Annotated in this window: 19 protein-coding genes; 7 read left to right on the top strand and 12 right to left on the bottom strand. The window is 46.2% G+C overall.

Going from position 1 to position 23,744, the window contains the following annotated elements; all coding sequences use genetic code 11:
* The first annotated feature begins 103 nt into the window (after window positions 1-103).
* From MYF79_RS27935 to MYF79_RS27915, 5 genes are all read left to right on the top strand, one after another.
* The gene (locus MYF79_RS27935) at window positions 104-1,369 is read left to right on the top strand and encodes a Gfo/Idh/MocA family oxidoreductase (protein WP_247811162.1); all 1,266 of its coding nucleotides are present in this window, start codon (window positions 104-106) and stop codon (window positions 1,367-1,369) included.
* Between the two features lie 48 nt (window positions 1,370-1,417).
* Window positions 1,418-2,839, top strand: coding sequence for a HEAT repeat domain-containing protein (locus MYF79_RS27930; protein WP_247811161.1), 1,422 nt, complete (start codon window positions 1,418-1,420; stop codon window positions 2,837-2,839).
* Window positions 2,840-2,931: 92 nt separating this feature from the next.
* The gene (locus MYF79_RS27925) at window positions 2,932-3,345 is read left to right on the top strand and encodes a hypothetical protein (protein WP_247811160.1); all 414 of its coding nucleotides are present in this window, start codon (window positions 2,932-2,934) and stop codon (window positions 3,343-3,345) included.
* 409 nt (window positions 3,346-3,754) lie between these two features.
* On the top strand, window positions 3,755-6,385 hold the full coding sequence (locus MYF79_RS27920; protein ID WP_247811159.1) for a glycoside hydrolase family 2 protein: 2,631 nt from the start codon (window positions 3,755-3,757) through the stop codon (window positions 6,383-6,385).
* Between the two features lie 483 nt (window positions 6,386-6,868).
* Window positions 6,869-7,603 carry a hypothetical protein gene (locus tag MYF79_RS27915; RefSeq protein ID WP_247811158.1) on the top strand — a complete coding sequence of 245 codons (735 nt, stop codon included), beginning with the start codon at window positions 6,869-6,871 and terminating at the stop codon, window positions 7,601-7,603.
* Here MYF79_RS27915 and MYF79_RS27910 read toward each other — a convergent pair.
* The 12 genes from MYF79_RS27910 to MYF79_RS27855 all read right to left on the bottom strand — a co-directional run bounded on the left by MYF79_RS27910 (window position 7,587) and on the right by MYF79_RS27855 (window position 21,668).
* Entirely contained in the window at window positions 7,587-8,825 is a 1,239-nt protein-coding gene (locus MYF79_RS27910; RefSeq protein WP_247811157.1) for a WcaI family glycosyltransferase, read from the bottom strand. The two genes, MYF79_RS27915 and MYF79_RS27910, sit on opposite strands and share 17 nt — an antisense overlap.
* Window positions 8,826-8,834: 9 nt before the next feature.
* Window positions 8,835-10,241: an undecaprenyl-phosphate glucose phosphotransferase gene (locus MYF79_RS27905; RefSeq protein WP_247811156.1), complete on the bottom strand. Its 1,407-nt coding sequence runs from the start codon at window positions 10,239-10,241 to the stop codon at window positions 8,835-8,837.
* Window positions 10,242-10,370: 129 nt separating this feature from the next.
* Entirely contained in the window at window positions 10,371-11,108 is a 738-nt protein-coding gene (locus MYF79_RS27900) for an FkbM family methyltransferase (protein WP_247811155.1), read from the bottom strand.
* Window positions 11,105-12,208, bottom strand: coding sequence for a glycosyltransferase family 4 protein (locus tag MYF79_RS27895; RefSeq protein WP_247811154.1), 1,104 nt, complete (start codon window positions 12,206-12,208; stop codon window positions 11,105-11,107). The genes MYF79_RS27900 and MYF79_RS27895 overlap by 4 nt, the downstream gene beginning before the upstream one ends.
* Before the next feature lie 4 nt (window positions 12,209-12,212).
* Window positions 12,213-13,658 carry a hypothetical protein gene (locus MYF79_RS27890; RefSeq protein ID WP_247811153.1) on the bottom strand — a complete coding sequence of 482 codons (1,446 nt, stop codon included), beginning with the start codon at window positions 13,656-13,658 and terminating at the stop codon, window positions 12,213-12,215.
* Window positions 13,659-14,561 (bottom strand): glycosyltransferase family A protein, encoded by a 903-nt coding sequence (locus tag MYF79_RS27885; protein ID WP_247811152.1) that lies wholly within the window; start codon window positions 14,559-14,561, stop codon window positions 13,659-13,661.
* 6 nt (window positions 14,562-14,567) lie between these two features.
* Window positions 14,568-15,209: a class I SAM-dependent methyltransferase gene (locus MYF79_RS27880; RefSeq protein ID WP_247811151.1), complete on the bottom strand. Its 642-nt coding sequence runs from the start codon at window positions 15,207-15,209 to the stop codon at window positions 14,568-14,570.
* The gene (locus MYF79_RS27875) at window positions 15,202-15,897 is read right to left on the bottom strand and encodes an FkbM family methyltransferase (RefSeq protein WP_247811150.1); all 696 of its coding nucleotides are present in this window, start codon (window positions 15,895-15,897) and stop codon (window positions 15,202-15,204) included. The genes MYF79_RS27880 and MYF79_RS27875 overlap by 8 nt, the downstream gene beginning before the upstream one ends.
* Window positions 15,894-17,240, bottom strand: coding sequence for a flippase (locus MYF79_RS27870; RefSeq protein WP_247811149.1), 1,347 nt, complete (start codon window positions 17,238-17,240; stop codon window positions 15,894-15,896). The genes MYF79_RS27875 and MYF79_RS27870 overlap by 4 nt, the downstream gene beginning before the upstream one ends.
* Window positions 17,233-19,596: a GumC family protein gene (locus MYF79_RS27865; RefSeq protein WP_247811148.1), complete on the bottom strand. Its 2,364-nt coding sequence runs from the start codon at window positions 19,594-19,596 to the stop codon at window positions 17,233-17,235. The genes MYF79_RS27870 and MYF79_RS27865 overlap by 8 nt, the downstream gene beginning before the upstream one ends.
* Window positions 19,597-19,604: 8 nt before the next feature.
* Window positions 19,605-20,369, bottom strand: coding sequence for a polysaccharide biosynthesis/export family protein (locus MYF79_RS27860; RefSeq protein WP_247811147.1), 765 nt, complete (start codon window positions 20,367-20,369; stop codon window positions 19,605-19,607).
* A 63-nt stretch (window positions 20,370-20,432) separates the two neighbouring features.
* Window positions 20,433-21,668 carry an acyltransferase family protein gene (locus MYF79_RS27855; RefSeq protein ID WP_247811146.1) on the bottom strand — a complete coding sequence of 412 codons (1,236 nt, stop codon included), beginning with the start codon at window positions 21,666-21,668 and terminating at the stop codon, window positions 20,433-20,435.
* A 341-nt stretch (window positions 21,669-22,009) separates the two neighbouring features.
* Here MYF79_RS27855 and MYF79_RS27850 point away from each other — a divergent pair, with 341 nt between their 5' ends.
* Together MYF79_RS27850 and MYF79_RS27845 are read left to right on the top strand one after the other, a co-directional pair.
* Window positions 22,010-22,894 (top strand): hypothetical protein, encoded by an 885-nt coding sequence (locus tag MYF79_RS27850; RefSeq protein WP_247815098.1) that lies wholly within the window; start codon window positions 22,010-22,012, stop codon window positions 22,892-22,894.
* A 28-nt stretch (window positions 22,895-22,922) separates the two neighbouring features.
* A complete protein-coding gene (locus MYF79_RS27845) occupies window positions 22,923-23,723 on the top strand; it encodes an FkbM family methyltransferase (RefSeq protein WP_247811145.1) in 801 nt (266 codons plus the stop codon).
* Window positions 23,724-23,744: the final 21 nt, after the last annotated feature.

The raw sequence follows: 23,744 nt of genomic DNA, 5'->3' as shown, positions 1-23,744 counted from the left end.
AATTTACGGTAAATGATATTGGAGATCCCGGTCATCACAGAAATTCACACTTGCAAAATCATTTTTATATCTTGCCATTTAGTATTCAATTTTAACCATGGTGATGGAACAGAAAAAGAACCAGTCCAGAAGGTCTTTCCTGAGGAACAGTCTTGGCACGGTAGCCGCTTTTACTATTGTACCCCGTCATGTATTGGGCCGTGGTTACCTGGCCCCCAGCGATCAGCTGACCAAAGGGGTGATTGGCACCGGTGCGATGGGAAAAGTACATTTCGGATATGGTGGTACAAGGGTGGTGGCCATCTGTGATGTGGACAGGCTGCATCTGCAGGAGGCAAAGCAAATGCTGGGAGAGGGGGTGAAAACTTTTGACGATTACCGGGAGCTGATACAATTGCCGGAAGTAGATATTGTACACATTGCCACCCCGCCGCACTGGCACGGAGCAATCGCCATTGAGGCGGCCCGTGCGGGAAAGGATATCTGGTGTGAGAAACCGATGACGCGCACCATCGGTGAAGGAAAACGGGTTATAGAAGCGGTACAGCAATTCGGTAGGATGTTTCGCCTGAATACATGGTTCCGCTTTACGGATAATTTCTATGGAATGAATACGCCTGTAAAGCCCATCAAAAAGCTTGTGAATGCAAGATTGCTTGGATGGCCGCTGACGGTAACGCTGAGCCGCCACACAGGCTTTGACTGGAAGCAGCAGTGGACAGGGAAGACTGCTCTTCCCCCTACGCCGGTGCCACCAGAGCTGAATTACGACCGCTGGCTGGGCCCCGCGCCATACAAGCCTTATCACCCGCACAGGGTACATCAGACCTTCAGGGGTTACTGGGATTATGACGGAGGTGGTTTGGGAGATATGGGGCAACATTACCTGGACCCTGTACAATACATACTGGGCAAAGACGATACAAGCCCTGTATCTGTGGAAGTAGAGGCGCCCCAACAGCATCCTGATGCGGTGGGTACCTGGTCGCGTATTATCTACATCTACAAAGATGGTTGCCGCATCATTCTGGACGGGGAAGGAAAGGATGAAAAGGCCGCGTTTATCGAGGGGCCCGCGGGTAAGTTATATCCCGGTTTCCGTTCAGATATACCAGACCTGGAGAAAAAGCTGGCTGCCTACCCTGACCTGCCGCCACAGGTAACAGATTTTATTACTTCCGTGCAGGAGAGGCGCAGGTTTGCACTGAATGAAGAGAACGGACATCGCTCCTGCACACTCGTGAATATGGGGAAGATCGCATTGCAGGTAGGACGTTCCCTTGCATTTGATCCGGAAAAACAATTGTTCCTGCATGACGAGGGCGCCAATAGTTTAATTGATCCACCGGCACGTACGTTCTGGTCTTAGCAGGTTTGATATATGAACATGATGAAGCAATTACTATCCATAATTTTCATGCTTGGTTACATGAGTGTGCATGCACAACAGGTGCAGCATCCTTATGCAGCCAGGATCAGCCGTATACTGAAACAATTGCCGGCAGGCAATCAGCAGCAGCTGGACAGCTGTATGATGCAGATAAGATCCTTAGGTACCGCAGGACTGACTGAAATGGCGTTAATGTTGTACGCGCCCGGTAAAGGCGATACCACCCGCTTGCAATATGCTTTGTCAGGATATGCTGTATATATATCAGCAACTTCCCGGGAAGAACTGCGTCAATCAGCCATGACAGCCTGGTCGAAAGCATTGAAATTATCTACGCAGTCAGAGAATAAAATATTCCTGATCGATCAGCTGCAGTTTTTTGGCGACAAGCGCATAGTGCCGGTATTGAAGCCATATTTATTACAGCCCCGTTTTTGTGATGCTGCTATCCGCGTATTGATGCACATAGGTGGTTCGGAAGCATTGATAGCGATGGAAGCAGCCTTGGAGAAAGCGCAGGAAGGAGCCTGCGAGATCAGCCTGATAAAAGCATTGGGAGATCTGCGGTATCTGGCTGCAGAAAACGCTATTATTAAAAGAGCGAAGTCTGACAATCCCGTGTTGAGAAGAACCGCTTTATTTGCATTGGCGAATATAGTTGGTGGAGATACGGCGCCCGTACTGGAAGCGGCTGCAGAGAAGGTAGGATATGGTTATGATATCACAGGCGCAACAGCAGCATATTTATTGTTCGTCGCAAACCTGGGACATCAGTGGCCTACCACTCCTGCAATGAATGCCGCTACAAATATATTGAGAAGATGCAAGGGCGACAGCCTGGAGCATGTTCGTATTGCCGCTTTGAAAATTGTTGCAGATGTGCTGGATTACGATGCCAATAGTACCTTGATGATAGCGGCAGACAGTAAAGATCATGAGTATAGTGCCGCTGCGCTGTCATTCGCCAAAAGGATTATGAATGCAGCGAATGCAGAGAGCTGGATACAAAAAGCGGAGCGTGTAGATGCCGGCAAAAAAGCCGCGATCATTAATATGCTGGCAGATAGTAAACAGCGTGCTGCAATATCTTTATTTACAAAAGCGTTAAAGGATAGTGATCCCCAGGTAAGAATGGCTGCGATCAATGCAGCAGGGCAATTACAAAGTATAGAGATGCTTAGTCCTCTGCTGGTGGCGATGAAAACAGCAGATACATCCAAGGTAAAAGCAATAGGAGATGTTTTAATGACCATCAGAAGTAGTGAAGTACCTGGCCATATCGCGGTATCTATGCAGCATGCGCCTCCATCTGTACAGGTGATGCTCTTGCAGTTACTGGCACAGAAGCAGGCGGTAGGACAGGAGCGCTTTATCCGGCTCCTGCTGAATAGCCCCGATCCGGTAGTAGTACAGGCTGCAAAGTCAACATTGACGGCTATCGGACTGTAAAACCAGTTTGTGGCATCCTATTTGATATTTAAATCATATCTCGAACTGTTTATAATATCAATCTATATTAATCACTGTCAATCGACTCTATTATGAAATCACTCTTGCTGCTGCCAATGCTGATGTTGGGGATATTGTTCACTAGTTGTAAAAAGGAAGAAATCATCCAACAGGAAGTAGTTCAACCCAACCGGACTATCATTTTTGAAGTACAATCCTCAGCATGGAAACTCAATAACAATACCCATACCTGGATGGCAGAACTTCCAATCGATGAATTAGACGACGATGTGAATCAGAACAGTGGTATACTCGTATATATATCCGGAAATAAGCAGCTCTGGGAACCTATTCCCGATGTGTACAACGGATCTACCTATATCTACACTTATACCACCGGTAGTATCTTCCTCGAGGTGCAGGGCGCTGACGGAGCTACGATTCCCGCTCCTAATTCGACAACTTTTGTAAAGGTTGTACTTGTAGACTCGGCTCCTATTCCATAATAAATAGTAGTTTATACGAAAGGGGAAAGGTGATCATATCGCTTTTCCCTTTTTTTATGCCTATGAACAGCTAACCTTCAGGTAAGCAGTATACAAGCGGAAAGTGCCTGCTTTTCGCTTGTATACTGCTGTATCTTTGTGAAAGTTTATTTATGCATTTAACAGCATAGTATAACAGTTGTAGGTTTAAACAGTTGCTGGTTTAGTCTTATACCAGCATTTTTCTTAATATCCTTTCTGCAGGTAATAGTGAATTCTCAAATGATGGTGCATTATTGCTCCTGGTTTTTTTCTCTTACCGTCTATCCAATATTCGCCCTTCTGTATTTTGAATTTGAACTTTCAACCTATATTTTTGTCTGAATAGTGAACAAGGGGGATTCACTACCTATAAACTCTCATGCACATTATGGTTCGGAAATTATTGAATGCAACAGGTCTTTTATTAGCACCTTTTTTACCGTTGGCAGCACAAAGCCAATATGAACTGAACAGTGGATGGCAATGTAACAATATTGCCAAAGTCACTGTAAAAGGAGAAGCGCTTTCTGCACCATCCTACAAGCTTTCCGGCTGGCTGCCGGCCACTGTACCCGGTACAGTGCTGACCACGCTGCTGAACAACAAGTTGGTGCCTGATCCCTTCTATGGGATGAATAATGAGCAGATCCCGGATATTTATACAACGGGCAGGGATCATTACACCTACTGGTTCGTAAAAGATTTCAGTGAACAGCAACCGGGCGCCGACGGGCAGGTCTGGCTGCACTTCAGGGGTGTAAATGATGGTTGTGATATTTACCTGAACGGCCATCGTCTGAACGCAAAGACCCATTTTGGAACATATCTGCGTCATTCCTATAACATTACGCAATGGCTGGCAAAAGACGGTAAGAACCGCCTGGCCGTGGTGGTATATCCTCCGGCTGTGGTAGGCAATCCTAATGGCGGCCAGGGTGGCGATGGAACCATTGCAAAGAATGTTGGTCCCCAGTATACAGCAGGATGGGACTGGATCCAGCCAATGCGTGACCGTAATACCGGTATATGGGATAAAGTGACCATTGAGAAAACCGGCGCTGTCCGTATCAAAGATCCGCAGGTCATCACAAAAGTGCCTGGTGTAAGACTACCGGATGGAAAACAGGCGCCTGCCAATATCCTTGTGGGAGCTACATTGGAAAATGCAACGGCAAAAAGCATTGAGGGTACATTGCGTTATACGCTGGCCGGCAATACCGTTTCCCGCAAGGTGACACTGGCTCCGCATGCTACCACTACTGTGCAATTGCCCGATATGGAGCTGAAAGAGCCGAAGCTCTGGTGGCCAAGCGGTTATGGCCCGCAGGATATGTACAAGCTCCAGCTGGAATTTGCAGATAATGCCGGTGTGGACGATACAGAAGATGTCAGCTTTGGTGTAAGGGAAATACAGACTTATTGGAATGCACATACCAATAGCCGTGAAGTGGCAGTAAACGGCCAGAAGATATTTATTAAGGGTGGTAACTGGATCACCTCCGACGCCATGTTCCGCTTCAGCAGGGAACGCTATGATGCGGAAATACGTTTTCACAGGGATATGAACCTGAACCTCATCCGCATCTGGGGAGGAAGCCTGACCGAAAGACCGGAATTTTATGAAGCCTGCGACAGATACGGTCTGCTGGTATTCCAGGACTTCTGGATGTCGGGCGATTGTAACGGCAGATGGGTGGATCCTATGAAGAAAGAAGATCAGTGGACGCGCCGCCGCTACCCGGACGATCATAACCTGTTCATTGAATCAGTGGCTGACCAGATCAAAATGCTGCGCAACCATGCTTCACTGGCTTTCTGGTGCGGTGGTAACGAGATCACACCTCCGGTCGATATCCTGGCAGCTATCAAAGATTCCCTGTTGCCATCACTGGATAATACCCGCTTCTTCTTCCATTATTCCAACACAGACAGTATGTCTTACAATACTTTAGGTGGTAATGGAGATGGGCCTTACAATATCCAGCCCCTGTCTGTTTTCTGGAACGAAAGAACATTCCCTTTCAATTCAGAAGTAGGATCTGTGGGAGTAGGCGACTATGAATCACTGGAGCGTTTCATCCCGGCGGCCAATATGAAAGTACCGCAGAACATAAAAGGGGGAGTGGACTCCGTATGGGATTATCATAAGTACATCCCTTATTTCGACTTTGTAGACCCATATGGCAAACCCAAAGATGTTAAGGACTTTGCCAACAAGGCGCAGCTGGTGAACTATGACCAGTACCGCGGCCTGATGGAAGGTTTCAGCGCTCATATGTGGGACTGGTACACCGGCGTGATCATCTGGAAAACCCAGAACCCCTGGACTGCTTTGCGCGGACAGATGTATGATTACTACCTCGATCCCAATGCCTGCCTGTATGGTAACCGTACAGGGGCGGCCCTGGTGCATGTGATGTGCAATCCGACAGATGGTAATATATATACGGTCAATAATACCTTCAGATACTATACCGATGTAATGCTGGAACTGAATGCCTATGACATGAAGGGGCAGAAAAAACAGATTACCCAGGTGTTTGCTGAGATCAGCCCTAAATCACTCCAGAAATACCTCTCTGTGAAGGGAGCGATTGAAAAAATGGGGGCGAAGGAAGGGATGTTCCTGTCAGCCCGTTTAAGGGACAAAGACCAGCAGATCATTGACGATAACCTGTACTGGTTCCCTGACAGCACCGGCAATTACTCCGGACTGCAGAAAATGGAGGCAGCCAGGGTACAGATCGTAGCGCAAAAGGCTGGTGCTGATAGTATTAGGGTGAAGATCAGCAATCCAGCCAATGGGCCGATCGCTTTCTTCAACCGGGTGTCGCTGGTAGATAGCAAAACGAAGAAGCGTATCCTGCCTGTTTTCTATAATGACAACTATGTATCTGTCCTGCCGGGTGAAGAGAAGATCGTGACAATCAGTGGAGAAGCGATCGGGAAAAGCAGCAATGCAGTTGTTACCGTTTCCGGGTGGAACCTGGCGGAACAAACTATTAATATTGGTAAGTAGTCTAGATAACTTTTTTTGATGCCTGGGGGCCGGAAATACCATTCCGGCCCCTTTTCGTTTTTTACCTGAAAAGGGGTATTTTTTACCTTTTTGGACGGGGAATGGGTATCCCGGTCCACTAAAAGTGAAAAAAGTTTATGAGCCTTTTTGGCGCTCACAAGTCATTGTTAATGATAGGTATTACATGGTTTTTCTGTCTGGTAAACTGATATGGTCTTATTGTATTATTAATATAAAAAAATATTAATAAATAAACTATTTACTATATTTATTACTCGGTTTACACCTATTCCAAGTATTATGCCAACATTGAGATTGTCGTTTTTATCTGATTTAGTAGCTTTTTCCGGTATCCGGAATGTCAGGAGCTGGTCGGCCAGCGGCAGGTGTATCCCAATGAAACCAATTAAACGGAATCTTATTTCAAAATATTGTTTGAAATACTATCGTAATAATATTAAAAGTTTTGATGAATATTCAGCAATGCGGCAATATTTCTTATTACTAATTATTGGTATCTCAGCGTTATTAGTAGGATGTGGCGGCGGAGGCAATGGTAAAGAAACCACATGTCCTACCCAGAATCCTGTTATCAATTCTAACGCTCCCCTGGGCCAGAATGATGTCCTGAAATTATCTGTTTTCGGTATCGCTGAACCTAAAAGCTATACCTGGGAAGGACCAAACGGTTTTGTATCTCACGAGAAGGCTCCGGAAATACCGAATCCTCCCAAAGGGAACCAGGTATATACGCTTAGCGTGGTAACAAATGGCGGATGTACCTATACCGTTTCTTCAGGCTCTATTATTGTAACCGGACCATGGAATCCCTGTGGCCTGGATAGTAACGTATTAAAGATCAACCAGGTTACGCAGGTGTCTTTCACCAGGGTACAGGGAATGGTAGCCGGTACGAACTACCTGATCCAGGCAGACAACGGTGGTCTCGCCCTGGCTAATTTTGAATTTCCCGGCAATCAGCCTCCTGCTGAAGGGCAATACACAGTGGAATCAGGTACAGGCACTATCAGCGGGGGTAAAGCGAGGATCACCTTCAACGTTACCACCCAGTCGCCTTTTACGGCTACTGAAGGTACCGTATATGTAGCACTGAACGGTACAACCACGATGGTGAGCTTCTGTAATGTGAAATTCACTTCCACCAACAACGGAGCTACGAATACTACCGGTGGCGCCAACATTATGTGGAAGCCTTAATGGCCTGATCTAAACGGGACATTATTTTATCTATAGCCAAATAATTGAGAGCATATTCCCGGGCATTCCTGGTGATATGCTCTTGTGTTTTGTTAATTGCCAGGCAGATGCCTTCCTTCAATGCCTCAGGGTTTTCTGCATCTGTTACGATCCCGATATTGTTCTCCTTTACAATTGAATGTAAACTGGTATGTTCATTGGCAGTTACCACTGCCAGGCCGCCTACGGCCAGTATAGTGGTCAGCTTTGACGGCATGACCAGATCGCCGGCGCCGGCTTTCTGTATAACCAGGTGAACATCTGCCATGTTCAGCAGCTGATTAAACCTGTCGAAAGGTTCGGGATCCCTGAAATGAATATTGTGTAGCTCCAGTTTGGCAACCTGCTGCCGGAGTTGTTCCCGGTAAGGGCCCGCGCCGCATATCAGGAATTTGACATGGACATCACTTTTCATCATGCCTGCTACTTGCAGAATAGCTTCGAGTCCCTGCTTTTCCCCGATAGCACCTGCGTATAATATTATTTTGTCGGCAGCAGCAAAGCCGTATGCTTTTTTAATCTGGTCCCGGTTCTCCAATGGATGGAAAAATGCTACATCTACCCAGTTGGGAAGGAATGTTACCTGCTGTCCCGTTTTTTCCTGTACCTTTTTCATCATGCCGTCAGAAATACTGCTCACAATATCGGCATGACGTAATATGTATCTTTCCAGGCGGAGCAGGGACCTTATCAGGAAAGGGGATGAGAGCATATTCAGGTCGCGCGCAGCTTCGATCTGCAGATCCTGTATGTGATAAAGGAATCTGGCGCCACGTGTTTTTTTATACAGTATAGCCAGCAGGCCCAGGTGAAAGGGGGGCGCCACTACTACAACAATGTCTATCCTGCGTGTGAATAGCTGTTGTAATAATTTCACTGTCACAGACAAGGCAAACGAGAAATCCATCAGGAGCCGCTTCTTTCCTGACGGACGAGCGGGAATATACTGTGGACATCTGTAAACGGTAACGTTGTTGTTATCTGTTATTTCTTTCCTGAACCAATACCTGCTTTTCTGATAAGGCGCCTGTATTTTCCACTGTGGATAGTGGGGAAATGATGTAATAACGGTACAGTCATAACCATTGTCTGCCAGCCATTTGATCATCTCCCCGTTATATTTTCCGATCCCTGTGAGCTCCGGTGCAAAGTTGCCACCTATCAATAGTAAACGTTTGAGCATATATTGCTGTCAGTATGCGTTTTTATCTCCTTTTATCATGTTCATCAATGTCTGGAAAATGATCTGGCAATCCAGCCAGAAGCTGTAGTTTTCTATATACCAGATATCCAGGGCTACCCGTTTCTGCATCTGTCCGGAAAAGCGGGTTTCCCCTCTGCAACCGTTTACCTGCGCCCAGCCGGTGATGCCGGGTTTCACCATTTGCCTGAGCATGTAATGTTCTACCGTTTCCCTGGCTTCAATATGAAGGGGAGTGGCATGCGGGCGTGGCCCCACAAAAGACATGTTGCCCATCAAAACATTGATGCATTGCGGCAGCTCATCCAGGTTTGTTTTTCGCAGAAAGCGCCCGATGCTTGTTACACGCTGATCGTCACGTGTTGCCTGCAGGAATTTCCCGTTCTCGTCCACTTCTGAGGCCTGCACTTTCATAGAGCGGAATTTATAACAGGTGATCTTTTTATTTTTAAGGCCCCATCGCTCCTGTTTAAATAATACCGGGCCCCTGGAAGTCATTTTTATCAATATGGCGATCAGTATAAAAAGCCAGCTGAAGGCTACAACAATGAAGAGCGTCAGGCAAATATCAAAAGCGCGTTTCATGCGCTGATGGCCCGGATCGTCCAGGGCGCAGGACCGGATGTTCACTAGGGGAATGGTCCCCAACAGGTTCATACTGGACGTAGGTGTACAATACTGGTGTACATCGGCAATGATCTTTACCCTTTTGGCCGCTCTTTCACTGGCCATGATGATGCCTGCTGTTTGTTCTTTTGCAGTTTCAGGCAGCGCCACTATGACGTCGTCAATCTCATTGGATTCAAGGATGTGTGTAAGCTCTGAGAGCTTGCCCAGGTAGCGGCCATTTATCTGCGCATTACTATGATCATCTACAAATCCTACGCAGTTATAACCAAAATGATTATTGGCCGTAATGGTATGATAGAAGTTCATGCCAGTCTGGCCTGTACCAACAATCAATACATTCGTGGGATTACGGTGGTGGGTAGCTCTCCAGCGTAACATTGATTTCTTTACGATGTACTTCGTTGTAACAATGCCGGTGAACAGGTAGCCGCCATATAGCAAAGTGAAGGTGCGTGGATAAGGGTAAAGTTTAAAGAAGTAGAAGAATAAGAATGAAAATACACAGACATGCAGTAAAACATTTTTGAGAATAGCTACAAATTCAATGGCGTAAGATGTTGTCTTCTGGTAATCGTCATACAGGTGCAGGGAGGTGCCGGTTACCGTCCACGTCACCAGGCTTACAACCAGTAAGAATATATTGAGGTTTGATAAAAATACGTCTCCCTTAGCTGCTATGTATTGTCTTGTTAATAAAAACGCAGTGGTGAGTACTATATAATCGACCGCCTGCCTTAAAAACTGACTTGTTTGAATACGCCGTTTCATATGAATGTCGGTTTAGAAGCGTTATGGATGAGTAGGGGTATGCCGAAAAGTGAGCCTGTTGCTGCGGATAGGCTTTGGGGATAATGGTTATACAATGCACTGACTTTAATCTGTTATGAATGGTGGTGGTTATTTTTTTCTTTTGTATAGAAGATCCATTTGCAGGATCTGTAATTCGTCCGTCTGTAAAAATCCTACCGGCGCTATAAATTCGAACCCCAGCTCTTTAACATAATTGTGCATTTCGTCGAACAGGGGCTCGCCGTCATACATCTGTACAAACGAAGTTTCAAACAGCAGATAGTCTATTTCCCCAAGACAATGCGCTGCCCCTTTGAGCACTTCCTTTTCAAATCCCTGTACATCCAGTTTTAGCAATACCGGATGTTCGACAGCAATACCGGGAAGCAGGTCGTCCATGCATTTTACAGGCACGCTGATCTGATCTGCTTCAGCTGTTTGCGGCATGAGTTGTTGTTGCAATGACGACACATGCAGGGCTGAGCTGGCGTGTGAATAGTGATTCGCATAAAAATCCAGGGTGCCGTTTGTACTGCCCAATGCAAAATTGTAGGTGTGTATACCGGGCACATGCCGGGTATTCTGCTTTAGCGCTGCATATACCGCAGGTATAGGTTCGAAAGAGTGAATACCAGCTTTGGGATAAAAATGTACGGCCGATAAGGCAAATTGTCCCCTGTTGGCGCCCACATCCAGGATGGTGTTGACTTCAGGAATGTAGCGCTTACAGTTGTGGAGTAACTGTGTGGATGCAATGGACACGCCCTTTTTCAATAGTGACGTCAGTCCTCTGCCGGATTGAGAGAAAACTTTAGCTGCTTCTGCTAACTTGAAGATGAGGTTCATAACGAAAATTTGTTGTTCCAGCAATCTTTATAAAAACGTATGGTCTCCCTTACACTTTTCTGCCAGGTGAGGGACCTGGCTTGTGTAAGACCAGCCTGTATGATCTGCTGCCGGAAAATCCCGTTCTCCAGCAGTAATATTTTTTCTGCAAATGCCGTTGCAGTGATAGCAGTGGTAAGCAGGCCCGCATTGCCTGTTACTTCCGGTATAGAAGTACAGTTGGTGGCCACCACCGGGCAACCCGCTTTCATTGCTTCTCCCGGAGGAAACCCAAATCCTTCATAAGATGAGGGGTAGAGCAGGCACCAGGCATAATTGTAAAGTGTGTTCAGTGTGGAAGGACACACATGGGGTATCACCACATAGCGGTCACGGAGCTTTTCTTCAGCCAGTAAGTGCTCCTGCTTTGTCCAGGTGCCGCCGCCTGCTATGACCAGTTTATATGGCGGCGGTAATAACGAAACCGCATCCAATGCAATGCTGAAATTTTTATAATTATTCCGTCCTCCTACATACAGGATGTAGGGCGATGTTACCCCGGCAGGTAATGCAGGCGCAGCATCAGCGCTTTTCTGCAGCGGAAAGAAAGTATCAGCAATGCCATGATGGATCACTTTCAGCTTCGCAGGGTTGACGTCGGGGTAGAAATGCAGGAGTTCTTTCCGGGTGTTGTCGGATATGCAGATGATACCGTCGGCCCGTTTTATACCATATGCCTTTTGCCTGATATTGGCCAAACCACGTGGAAAGGGGGTGGCCAGTTTCCGTTCGTGCGCAAAGTCATGTACGGTCATGATATTCACAATATCCTTTTGTGGTGACACACGCAGGTAGCCGCCATGGAAAACAGCGTTCGGAGGCAATGTATACTGGAGGGGCAGGTAGCGCAGGTATTTCGGTGGGATCCAGCTTTCGCGGATACAGGGATGCCGCCGGTAATCGAGCTGTTGCTCGAAAATGTTGGAGGGGTTTAGTCCGGCGTTGAGGAAATTAACTGCCAGCCCGGCATTACACATGCCTTGCAGCAGCTCGTACCAGTAGACGGATACGCCACCGGCCTGCTGTATTGTGAAAACGATATTGTCGAGAAATATCTGCATAAACCTAATAAGAATGCCTGGATTTATATACCGTCAATGAGGGCGATTCGTCCGCTTCATAAGCGCATAGCAACGCTGTGATGATCAGGAAGAGATCTATCTGGCTGAAGAAGAAGCACACCCATATAAAAGCAAAGTAGCTGCTCTGGAAAAGAGGGATGCCCGGTTTGGTCTGTGTAAGTATTGTAAAGAAGATAAGCAGTGAAAAAAAGCCAAATTCCGCCAGTATGTAGAACCATCGCATATTGAGATTATGACCGCCTATCCCGTTCAGCCTGTTCTCGTAGTTCATTTGTCCGAAGAAGTATTGTGCAGGAATGAAAGTACTGTTGCCGGCGCCATATCCTGACAGGAGAAGATAGGGCTGGTCCCTGAGGAAGTCCACCACGGGAAGCTCCATGTCGCGCTGCAGGGGCATTCCCAGTATGACATTATCTTTCTGCCAGAACTCGTTATCGTACCGGTATACGGATCTTTTAAATACCAGCTGATACATGGTGTTGTTCTGGTTTTTAGCATACAGCTTGATAAAGTACTCCTTGGATTCGGCAATGACCAGGAACAGCCCTATAATGATACCGAGTGTACCGGTTATTTTAAGCCTGGTAGAAGATATCCGCGATACGACCAAAAAGACCAGTGTAGCTGACAGCATATTGATCCAGAATGTCTGGGACACTGTTAATATACCCATCAGCAGGGCGAGTGCCGCCATCCGGTATTCTTTATCCTTCAGGAACAGGGGAATGCATAAGGAGAGAAATGCGCTGTAAACTTTAGGCTCTCCGAATAATGCCTGTACGCGTATACTAAATACAAATGTGGCGGCCTCTATCATATACCGGCGCTGCATCCCCAGTATCTCGCCAAGCGTTTCATTGCCTAATACCATCTGGCAGAATATCTGCAACCCGGCTATAACAAACGAGAATTTCGCGATCCTTTTCATGATGGCAGAAAAGAATTCGAATGATATCCGCTCTTTATCCTGCAGTATCTTGGCCCCGATGGCAAAGAGGGGCAGGTATGTTTTTATATAGAAATAGATTGGTCGCAGGTAGAAAGCCGTTTGTTTACCCGGCGGATAATAAAAAGGATCCCTGTAGAACTGTACGATCAGGAATATGGCAAAGCTGGACAGGGCCGGCAGGACCAGCAGTAGCAGGAATTTACGGTGTACATAGATCTCTCCTTTTATAAACAGGTGTAGCTGTTCAAGCAGGAAAGCAATGCTTACAAAGAAGGTAGCCGTAAAAGTAGGCCCGATCTTAAGCATCGTATAAGCCTCGGTGGCAAATGCATAAAGTATTGCTTCCAGTGCAGTAATACGGTTATTGTAGTGCAGGTGCAACAGTACGCCGGCAATTACCAGTGGCATGGTTTCCTTGAAAACCTCCACATAGATGTTGTCGCTGACAAGTATATCAAAGATTGTATCCGCCAATAACATTTATGATATGCGTTTATACAGGTTATACAAGAGCGTGTTATTCCTGATCATTTTTTTAATCATGTAAAAGAGTGGATTGCATTTGAACACCGTGTCCATTGTATAGGCATCTGCTTCCTCGTCTATGGCAATTTCATCCGGATGAGTAAGCTGTCTTATAGTGCCATATGTCATCTTCCTGAACCATACAGGCTCCGTCCTGGTGTGCGTGGCAGCTTTCCCATAGCCGATGTTCCTGATCAGGTTTGTGTTGGGAGTTATGGTAATCCCCTTGTTGAAAAGTACCGTCAGGAACCATTGTGTGTCCCATGTATCCATCTTCTGTTCATAAAATGATTGCAGGTCCCATTTGAACTGAAAAGGAAGATGATCCGGCACCACATCTTTGTACCTGCGCAAAGTGAAATCATAATATTTCCATGCTCTTTTCCAGGTGGCCCATCCCCATATATGAGCATAACGTGAGAAATAATAAGATGCATTTCCTCTCCTAAGGCCTGCCTGGTAGTTGGTGCCACCTATATGCATGATGGATGTATCGTGACGGTAGCGTTCCAGCAGCGCCTCGCAGAAAGGGTAAAAAGCTGTATCGGGCAGGCAGTCATCTTCCAGTATAATACCTTCCTCCACCTGTGAGAAAAACCAGTCTATAGCGCTGCTTACCGCATGGGCACAGCCGAGGTTCCGGTCTCTGAACAAAGTATGTACTTCACAGTTCCAGTCTAACCTTTGCAATATGGCGTCCCTGGTTTGCCTGCACAGGGTGGCTTCTCCCGGCTTGTCATGACGGGGGCCATCTGCCGCAATAAATAACTGAGCGGGTTGTTGCTGCCGTATACTTTCCAGTATCCGTGTCGCCTGCTGCGGACGGTTAAATACCAATAATAAGATAGGAGTATTCAAGTTCAGTTATTTTATAGCTTCCAGCGCCACTGCATTTTCAAATCGTGAGGGCTCTTCTACAAGCCTGAACATATCATCCGGACAATCGTTAAAACTACAGGGCCGCACATGACTAAAACCTGTCTGTTGCAGTATGTTGGAAAGAGACGGCGTATCCCACATGTACAGGTGTTCCCGGTTGCCCAGGGTGGTTTGCAGCAATCCCTTTAATCCGCGTAATCTTTGTTTTTTTCCCAGCATGGTTTTCTCCAGGAACTTTGTATTGGCTTCCTGGTCCCTGTTGCTGAGGTCCTGCACATATTCCCTCGCGGCGCTTTCCAGGTCTGGCACCACGCAACGGAAGTAGCCGCCGGGCTTCAGCATCCGGTAGGTATTGCGGATGGCCAGCAGGCAATCTTCATACGCAAGGTGTTCAAGTACATGAGAGCAGTATATGCCGTCGCAGGAACCGGGAGCGATGCCTGGCAGTTCTTTCAGGATATCTCCCAGCAGCACATCTTCCGGGAAAGCAACGTGCATCCTGTTCCTCAGCAGGCCTCCTATCAGCGGTAGCTGCTGCAGGCGCAATGTTGGTGATGCATCAAAATTTTTCCAGCCTTTAGGGGCAGAGAAAGGTCCACAACCATACTGAACATATAACTTACTCATGATGCATGTTTTTAAAGAAATAGGTATAATAGGTCTTCGCGAAAATGGCATATCCGGCCTGCTGCATGAATTGTCCCAGTTCACAGTGCTGCATATCAGAAAGCAGGAAGGGGTCAGACTCTACCAGTATATAGGCAGGTCTGTACTTTTCCCAGTTGTTGGATCTTAGTACGTCCATGTCCAGTCCCTCGGCATCAATGGTCAGGAAATCAATAGACCTGCCGGGGGGCAGATAATGATCCAGTATGTCTGCCAGTGGCCAGGTCTCAATCTTTTTTTCCTTTATCACACGATACTTCGGATCCTGTGTATATTCCTCTACTTTATGTGCAGCAAACGTATTTAAAGCCGGTTCATTGAAAATATGGTAGGTCAGCTGTTGCCTGGTGGCAGATACGCCCATTTCCAGGTTGACATCCTGCGGGCGGTACCTGTCAAACAATGCTTTCGAACCCGGCATGGGGTCTATATTGATGCCCGTCCACTTCATTTTGTGGAACAGGTAGGTATTCGATACACGGAACGGATGATGCGCCCCTACATCGACATATATACCATTGGTCTTGTTGTCAAATATCCTCTTCAGTATAAGGTCTTCCCCCTCTGAACTGTAAGCGGGCGCGAGATACCTGATCCGTGGTGCAACTTTTGAGGCTAGTGTGGCAATTATTTTTTTTACACTCGTCATTTCGTCAAATGCTTTTCACGTATTACTGTTAGAAAATTGTCTGCAAATAGTTTCAGCGCGTCGGCCATGTATCTTGTATCTGCCAGTGCCAGTGCCGGTGATAACATCTTTTGTATGAGTGATCCTAATTGTCCCGATCTGTCCAGTATCACCAGTGTAGACACCACAACCATATAAGAGGCCACGGTGGCAATGGCAGCACCCACACCTCCCATGGCGGGAATGAGCAGGATGTTAATGGCAATGTTCACAACAAGCCCGGCACAGCTGGCATACAGATTTGTTTTGTAGGCGCCTTCTATCAGCTGGTATTGCATTAATGCCGTACTCAGGAAAACGGGGATATTGGCCCAGATATGTATGGAAAGAATGATCCCCGATTTCGGGAACTGAACGCCATATAATACCTGCGTGATCCCGGCCGATGAAAAGGTGATGACGATTGCAATGGCCACACTTACCCAGAAAGACAGCCTTAACCATCTTTCCATAGCATGCAGATAAGCGGGTATATCGTTCTTCCTTTTGGATATTAACCCGGGAAGGAGAGCAGTAGCCAATACTGTGGGAAGTGCATACCATAGCTCGGATATTCTTGCTGCTGCTGCATATTCGCCCAGCTGCACAGAAGTGCCGAGTGTATCCAGCAACAGCTGATCTGCTTTCACATAGAGCAGGATCAATATGCCTGTGAACATCAATGGCCAGCTATGCAGGAACAGGTGTTTTATTTCTGAAAGACTGATGACGGTAAAAAGCCGGTGACCGTCTTTCAGGTAAAAGATCAGTATAGTAAGGTACGTCAGCAATAATTCAGCGAACGATAACCATACGAAATGAAGCAGGGTGCCATTGCAGTAAACAAATACAATTTTGATGATGCAGAAGGCTATGAAGAAGCTGACCTTTGGAATGATCACTTTTTGTACCTCATTTTTCGCCTGGTAATAGTAGTCGAATACATCAAAGCCCGAGAGGATGATGTTCAGGGCAGTGATGATGGTACAATAAAGGTACACCTGCGAATACCGCCTCGTGGCAAACACAATGGCCGCACAGAGCAGGAATGCTGCAATACCGGCTGTGAAACGTATAGCCAATGTAGAGGCGATGATCCTGTCCTGCCTTGCCGGATCGGATACCACTTCTTTCACCACCACCTTGTCGAGTCCCAGTATAGCAAGACTACCCACTATCGCCGTCAGGGCAATAGCATAGTTCCATATGCCAAAGGCCCCGGGCCCGATGTGACGGGCTATCGTTGCAATGGTGATGAGACCTATGAACAACCTGGCCAGTTTATCTGCCAGCAACCAACCGCTATTTTTAAATATCTTATGCAATCCTTTGTTTCATTTTTTTAGCAAATGTTGACCACATCCTGGTTTTATTGCCGTTCTCAGAATAAGAGTAATGATCGTAATAGTAATAGGGATAGAAAGAGTCCTGTTCTATGCCATTGAAAATAACCCCCGTTTTGCGGAAGAAGCTATCCCTGATATTTTCAGCTACAGCCGTCATCTTGGACTTCAGGGTGAAGTTGTAGCGTACCATGAACAGGGTACAGTCTACATATGGTGCAAGGCTCTTCGAATCTGACACGATACCGATAGGAGCGGTGTCGATAATGATATAATCGAACCGCTGCTTCAACGTTTCCAGCAATGTCTTCATCCGGTTACTTTCAATCAGCTCAACCGGGTTGGGTGGAATAGGACCGGAAGATATCAGGTGCAGCCCCTCTGTGCCGGGTACTTTTTTGATGATCTCATCTATCGTTTTGCTTTCCACGATGTAGCTGGTTACACCGACCTGGTTGTCCAGACCCAGGGAGCGGGATAATTTAGGTTTGCGCAGGTCCAGCTCCAGCAGTACCGCTTTTTTATTGTTGACGGTGAGGGCATTGCCCAGGTGCGCCGTCATAAAAGTCTTTCCTTCACCGGAAATGCTGGAGGTGATCATAATGGTGGCAGAGCTGTTATGTTCATTCAACAGGAAGCGCAGGTTGGTACGCAGGTTGAAGATCTGTTCCAGCAATACCGACCTGTTACGCAGCGACATGTCCTTCCCTTTGGTCTCGTCCTGGTAGATCTCTGCCATAACAGGCCTGCCAAATGCCTGTTCTATTTCTGACTTGTCGAGTACCTTGTTGTTCAGGAAATATTTGATGTACACGTATACGGTACAGAGCACAAGCGCAGCCGCCAGGAAGCTGACAAACACCAAAGTTTTTTTGGGCGACTCCGGTTTGGACGGAACAAACGCGGGCGCCAGCACTTTATTGTCGGTCACATTACTGGCGTAGGAGATGGCTGCTTCCTCTTTCTTTTTCAGCAGGTGGAGGTATAAGTTCTCTTTTACGCCCTGTTGTCTTTTGATATTGATATACTCCCGTTCATAAGCCGGTATATTGGCGATCTTCGCCTGTATCTGGTTCACTTTGGTCTGCATCTGGCTTTGTGCCACGCCGGCATTCCGCTTATAACCGGAAATGTAGTTCTTGATCGTGTTCTTTGCGTCATTGATCTGGGCGTCTGTGTTCTGCAGGATCATGCTGCCCGGCTGTAAGGAAAGGGAGAGCCTTTTTTTCTCCTTCAGCAGTTCTTCATACCGGTTGATCATTCCTGTCAGTGCCTGATCTACGTTGCCCAGCACCGGTGCAAAGGGATAGTCTGTACCAGGATCGTTGATATACGATTCTACCTGGTCAAAGACAGACAATTGCATGTTAGCATCGTTCAGTTTCAGATCGGCTTCCTTTACCTGTTCCAGGGCCAGTTTGGAGCTGCCCTCAATATCTGTGATACCCCGTTGCACCTTGAATTGTTCTTCCTGTTTTTCAAGAAAGCCCAGTTCATCTTTGAGTGAGTCAATGCGCACATTGAGGAAACGGATGGTTTTGAGGGCTACGCGGTTCTTGTCGTCCAGTGTATATTCATTGTAAGTGTCCAGCAGCGCGTTCAGGAAATGGGCGGTGCGCGCAGCTATCCTGTCTTCATAGGTCACCATGACAACGGTGGCATCCCTGTTGACCAGGGCAGTGCCAATATCTTCTATTTTTTTATAGGCCAGCTCTTCCACAGAGTCGATGCGTACCCGGTAGGTATGATTGAGCGCATCAGGAACGGTTGGGTCAAAGGTGATGCTGAACTGTGTATTGTTCACCATAAAAGGCTCGCCGGAATGTATATTGAATGTGCTGCGATCGTCATCATGCGGGCTGTTCACCCACTTCACCCGGAGGAGGTTCTTATTTTCGCTGACATCGAAAGTATAATTGCCTGTATGTGTGCTGTCGCCCAGGAAATGCAGTGTGAGCGGGTTTTGTTCATAGATCTCTTCGTTGCGGAAAGTGCCTTTTACATAATAGCGTACATTGAAACGATTGTCGCGTATCACCTTTTCAACCAGGATGGGCGATTTGAGCACTTCCATTTCATTCTCGATGTTCTTGCCACTGTTGAAGAGCGATAATGACTTAAGAAGGTCTGTTTCCTCGCCGTTCTTTTTTTCATCTTTGAGATACAATTTGGCGCTCGACATATACCTTGGCCGTGCATACTTCAGATACGCAAAAGCGCCGCCTGCAGCTATCAGCAGTACAATGAGATACAGGGGCCAGTGGAAGAGCAGTTTCTGGAACAGATCGCCCAGATCTATGATGGCGTTTTTATTACTGATTTCTTTATTACGGTTCATTTGCGGTATCATTTTACAGAAACTATGACGATGGTAGTGATCAATGACAGAATACCGATGGCTGCAGGCAGCAGTTGTACTATCTTTGAGGTATTGAACTGTTTGTTGGGGCCAGGCTTTACATATATCACATCATTATTATTCAGGTAGTAGTAAGGTGAAGCAAGTGTTTTGCTGTTATTGAGGTTCAGCGAAGCATATGTTTTTTCTCCATTCACTTCACGGATGATCATGATGTCATTCCTGAGGGCAGTTACATTCAGATCGCCTGCCATGCTCAAGGCATCCAGCACCGATGCTCTTTCACCGGAGATCCGGTAAGAGCCCGGTCTTGCAACATCTCCCAGCACAGAGATCCTGAAATTGGCAATACGGGTCGAGACGTATGGATTGCGGATGGTTTTGTTTAACTCCTGTGTGATGATATCGTTTATTTCAGCGGTGGTTTTATTCCTGACGTATACCTTACCGATCATTGGAAGGTTGACGTTGCCCGCACTATCTACAATATAGCCGGCGTCTATACCATCCGGAGACATTGGAGAGGAATTGACAGCCGCAGGGTTTAGTATCAGGGAAATATCTTTGTCGATCGTGGTGATGGTGATCTGGAGTATGTCTCCAGGCTGCACTTTAAGCGCCTGCAGTCTGTTGGCCGACTCTGCTCCGCTGGCTTTTTCGAGGTCATTAAAATAGGTGATCTTTTTAGTATTGATACAGCTTGTAAGAAGGACCAGGGTAGTTAATAACAATAAATAGAATTTAGCTATCATATCTGATTTCGATTATTAAACAAGGAGGTAACATTTTCTAAGTGTCCGTACTGGTAACCTGAGCTATGTGGTGATCTGGTTATTGACAACAGTAACAAAACCCGGTGCGGGCTTCCTGAGTAGCCGCTTCCGGAACAGTTCCTGCAGCGGTAATTCAAAATAATAATGGGTAAGGATACTTAGCGGGATCAGCACTGCATAGAAAAGAAGGACCGTAAAGGGAGAGTGAAAGACCGACCTGCTAATGCCCAGCGCATCGACCGTAATAAATAATAATACCATTAACGGAAAATGGATCAGGTACAATGCATAACTGGCATTTCCCAATACCAGTGCCCATTTTACTTTCAAACCTCCTCTTATTGTTTCCGACAATGCAAGCGTTAGAATAGTAAGAGGTGATATAATGGTCCGGAAGAAAGTGTTCCTGGAGAGGTCGAACAGGGCAGTATCGAAGGCGGCGTCTTTACCGGGGAATACTTTTTTCATCAGCAGCAGGGAGAAATCCCTGATATAGGAGAATGCATATTCAGTAAGCACGACCATCCATAATACAACAGCAGCAATGGTAACGATAGTGGTGACCCTGCGCGGATGCTTGCTTTCAATAAGCCATGCGTAAATGTAATAGGTAAGTGCCCCGAGGAAGAAGGAGTAGATGCCCTGACCTATCATAGAGTAAAAATGTTGTATAACAGCGCCCCCCACTACGATAGCTAACAGAAGGCCTTTATTGCGGTGTAGCTTTTTCCAGCTGATAAGGAAGAACAGGAGGTATAACAAAAGCTCTACTGATACCGACCAGGAGGGGCCGTTAAAACCATTGAGAGCAGGTGTGCGTTCAAATCCCCAGCTGTGTATCACCAGCAGGTTTAACAGGAAATGATAGATATCGTTGTTTTGTATAATAAAAGTGTGACCGTTCATGCTGACCATGACGTATTGCAGTACTATCAGCGACAGCAGGGTGATAAAATGGACAGGGTAAAGGCGGGTGAGCCGGTAGCACATGAAATGACTGAAAGATGTTCGCCCGTCAGCTATTTTAGCTGCATAGAACCAGAAGAAGATGAATCCGGATAAGAGAAAGAAAAGGTCTACCGCGTAAAATGCATGATTGTAAAATATCGACAGGTAGGGGAATAGGGGAAGACCCAATTCTTCCAGTGGTTTGGTTTGTAAGGTCTGATCTGTATAAAAATAGAACTGCCAGTGGCACAGGACGACAATAAGCGCAGCAAGCCCTCTTATAGCATCCAGGCTAAAAAAATATCGTGGTGTAGACGTGGTAGAAGTCATGGAACAGCGATCAAGTAGGAACAATAAAACACCTTCTAATGATTGGGGCACCATTATGCAAGTTTAAATTCGCAGCGTTTATTGATTATCGCATTCTCAGATTGAAGCAAGTTAAATCAAAAATATCATATGGGCAAAATTGCGAAAAAAGTTGGGCAGGGAGAATGATCCCTTTGTCATATTGCATATGCGAAAATGGACACCGGAACGCATATGTTATAAATTATCACGAAATGAACAATATTTATAATTATTATGTATTTATGGGGTAATAAATTTTAGGAGAGCGCTCCGCTTACTCAATTCATACTATGTTCCCGATGAAACGAATGAAGAAATTGGTGAATGTTTTGCGCCATTTTTTGTATACCTCAAGGAAAGCACAACAAACAGACCTGCTGTTATTAGGTACACTGCTGGCCCGTGAGAATAAGGAGCTGCCGGTACTTGATAATATTTCATCCGCTGAGTTCAAGGTCTTTTCACAGACGGGCGATGATGGCATTATCCAATATCTCATTAATAAGGTGTACGTCCCTGAAACCACGTTCATAGAGTTTGGAGTGGAGAACTATGTTGAATCAAATACACGTTTTCTGTTAAAGTATAATAACTGGTCGGGGCTTGTGATAGACGGATCGAAACGGAGTATCCGTTACATCATGTCCGATGATATTTATTATCAGCATGACCTGAAAGCCGTACAGGCATTTATTACAGCGGAGAATATCAATGAGCTGATCGCATCGCAGGGCATGAAAGGAGAGATAGGGTTATTGTCTGTCGATATTGACGGTAACGACTATTGGGTATGGAAAGCAATCGATGTAATTGACCCGGTTATAGTAGTAGCAGAGTATAATAGTGTATTTGGCATTGACAGGGCCTTAACGGTACCGTATAAACCGGATTTTATAAGAGAGCAGGCCCATTACAGTCACCTTTATTTTGGGGCGTCGCTGAAAGCGCTCTGTGTATTGGCCGAAGAGAAGGGATACGCATTTGTAGGATCCAATTCCATAGGTAATAATGCTTATTTCGTAAAGAAAAATCGCCTGGGAGGGCTCAGGGCCCTTAGTCCCGAAGAAGGATATGTTTATTCCCGCTTCCGTGAAAGCCGTGATAAAAAAGGAAACCTCAACTATTTGTCCGGATCTGAAAGATATGAATGCATAAAAGGATTGCCAGTATATAATGTAACGACAGGACTGGAAGAACAACTATAACACCACCACAACAAAACTGAATTGATCAATGAATCCATTTACCAATACCCTGAGAAAAATTTACGTTTTCATTTTTGCCAGGAAGGCGCTTTATTCCATTAACCTGCTCTTGTACAAATTGAGTATGAGAGGGCTGGGCATTATGAACCATGAAAACGATCATGTAAGTGGCGAGCATGCCTTCGTTAAATTTATGAAGTCTTCCGGCAGGTTCCGCAGCGGCGTGATCCTGGACGTAGGTGCGAATGTCGGGCACTATTCCGTTATGCTGCGGAACAGGAAAGTGTCCCTGCCGATTTATGCGTTTGAACCACATCCTGTTGCCTACAATAAGCTGGAGGAAGCTGCATCCATGCACCAGTTTATTCCCGTACAAAAAGGAGCAGGGGAGAGTGCCCTTACCACTTTCATCTATGACTACGTGGAGAACAGGGGCTCTGAGCATGCCAGTATGTATAAAGCGGTGATCGCTGACTTCCGGAAGAGTGAAGTGGAAGAGATAGCCATAGACCTGACCACTATTGACGAGTTCATTGAGAACCATCAGCTGTCTGAAATAGCGTTGCTGAAAGTGGATACGGAGGGGAATGAGCTGAACGTATTAAAAGGCGCCCGCCGGGCTATTGCAAGCGGAATGATCAATGTTATCCAGATAGAGTTTAACGAGATGAATGTCATCTCCCGTACTTTCTTTAAGGATATTATAGACATATTGCCGGGATATGACTTCTACCGTCTGCTGCCCGATGGACTGAAAGCCCTGGGAGAATATAATGTTGCGGCTTTTGAGATCTTTGCCTTCCAGAATATAGTTGCTATAAAGCGTTGAAAGCAAGTTGTTTATAAAAAA

This window comes from Chitinophaga filiformis, from assembly GCF_023100805.1.
Classification (GTDB): domain Bacteria; phylum Bacteroidota; class Bacteroidia; order Chitinophagales; family Chitinophagaceae; genus Chitinophaga; species Chitinophaga filiformis_B.
The sequence above is the reverse complement of the archived record's forward strand: the minus strand, read 5'-3'. Positions and strand labels throughout refer to the sequence as shown.

Excerpts from the sequence above, each read along its gene's own strand:
- MYF79_RS27880 (WP_247811151.1), bottom strand. The coding sequence starts at position 15,209 with ATGAGTAAGTTATATGTTCAGTATGGTTGTGGACCTTTCTCTGCCCCT.
- MYF79_RS27915 (WP_247811158.1), top strand. The coding sequence starts at position 6,869 with ATGCGGCAATATTTCTTATTACTAATTATTGGTATCTCAGCGTTATTA.
- MYF79_RS27875 (WP_247811150.1), bottom strand. The coding sequence starts at position 15,897 with ATGACGAGTGTAAAAAAAATAATTGCCACACTAGCCTCAAAAGTTGCA.
- MYF79_RS27910 (WP_247811157.1), bottom strand. The coding sequence starts at position 8,825 with ATGCTCAAACGTTTACTATTGATAGGTGGCAACTTTGCACCGGAGCTC.
- MYF79_RS27935 (WP_247811162.1), top strand. The coding sequence starts at position 104 with ATGGAACAGAAAAAGAACCAGTCCAGAAGGTCTTTCCTGAGGAACAGT.
- MYF79_RS27845 (WP_247811145.1), top strand. The coding sequence starts at position 22,923 with ATGAATCCATTTACCAATACCCTGAGAAAAATTTACGTTTTCATTTTT.
- MYF79_RS27930 (WP_247811161.1), top strand. The coding sequence starts at position 1,418 with ATGCTTGGTTACATGAGTGTGCATGCACAACAGGTGCAGCATCCTTAT.
- MYF79_RS27895 (WP_247811154.1), bottom strand. The coding sequence starts at position 12,208 with ATGCAGATATTTCTCGACAATATCGTTTTCACAATACAGCAGGCCGGT.
- MYF79_RS27905 (WP_247811156.1), bottom strand. The coding sequence starts at position 10,241 with ATGAAACGGCGTATTCAAACAAGTCAGTTTTTAAGGCAGGCGGTCGAT.
- MYF79_RS27860 (WP_247811147.1), bottom strand. The coding sequence starts at position 20,369 with ATGATAGCTAAATTCTATTTATTGTTATTAACTACCCTGGTCCTTCTT.
- MYF79_RS27925 (WP_247811160.1), top strand. The coding sequence starts at position 2,932 with ATGAAATCACTCTTGCTGCTGCCAATGCTGATGTTGGGGATATTGTTC.
- MYF79_RS27855 (WP_247811146.1), bottom strand. The coding sequence starts at position 21,668 with ATGACTTCTACCACGTCTACACCACGATATTTTTTTAGCCTGGATGCT.
- MYF79_RS27920 (WP_247811159.1), top strand. The coding sequence starts at position 3,755 with ATGGTTCGGAAATTATTGAATGCAACAGGTCTTTTATTAGCACCTTTT.
- MYF79_RS27890 (WP_247811153.1), bottom strand. The coding sequence starts at position 13,658 with ATGTTATTGGCGGATACAATCTTTGATATACTTGTCAGCGACAACATC.
- MYF79_RS27865 (WP_247811148.1), bottom strand. The coding sequence starts at position 19,596 with ATGAACCGTAATAAAGAAATCAGTAATAAAAACGCCATCATAGATCTG.
- MYF79_RS27900 (WP_247811155.1), bottom strand. The coding sequence starts at position 11,108 with ATGAACCTCATCTTCAAGTTAGCAGAAGCAGCTAAAGTTTTCTCTCAA.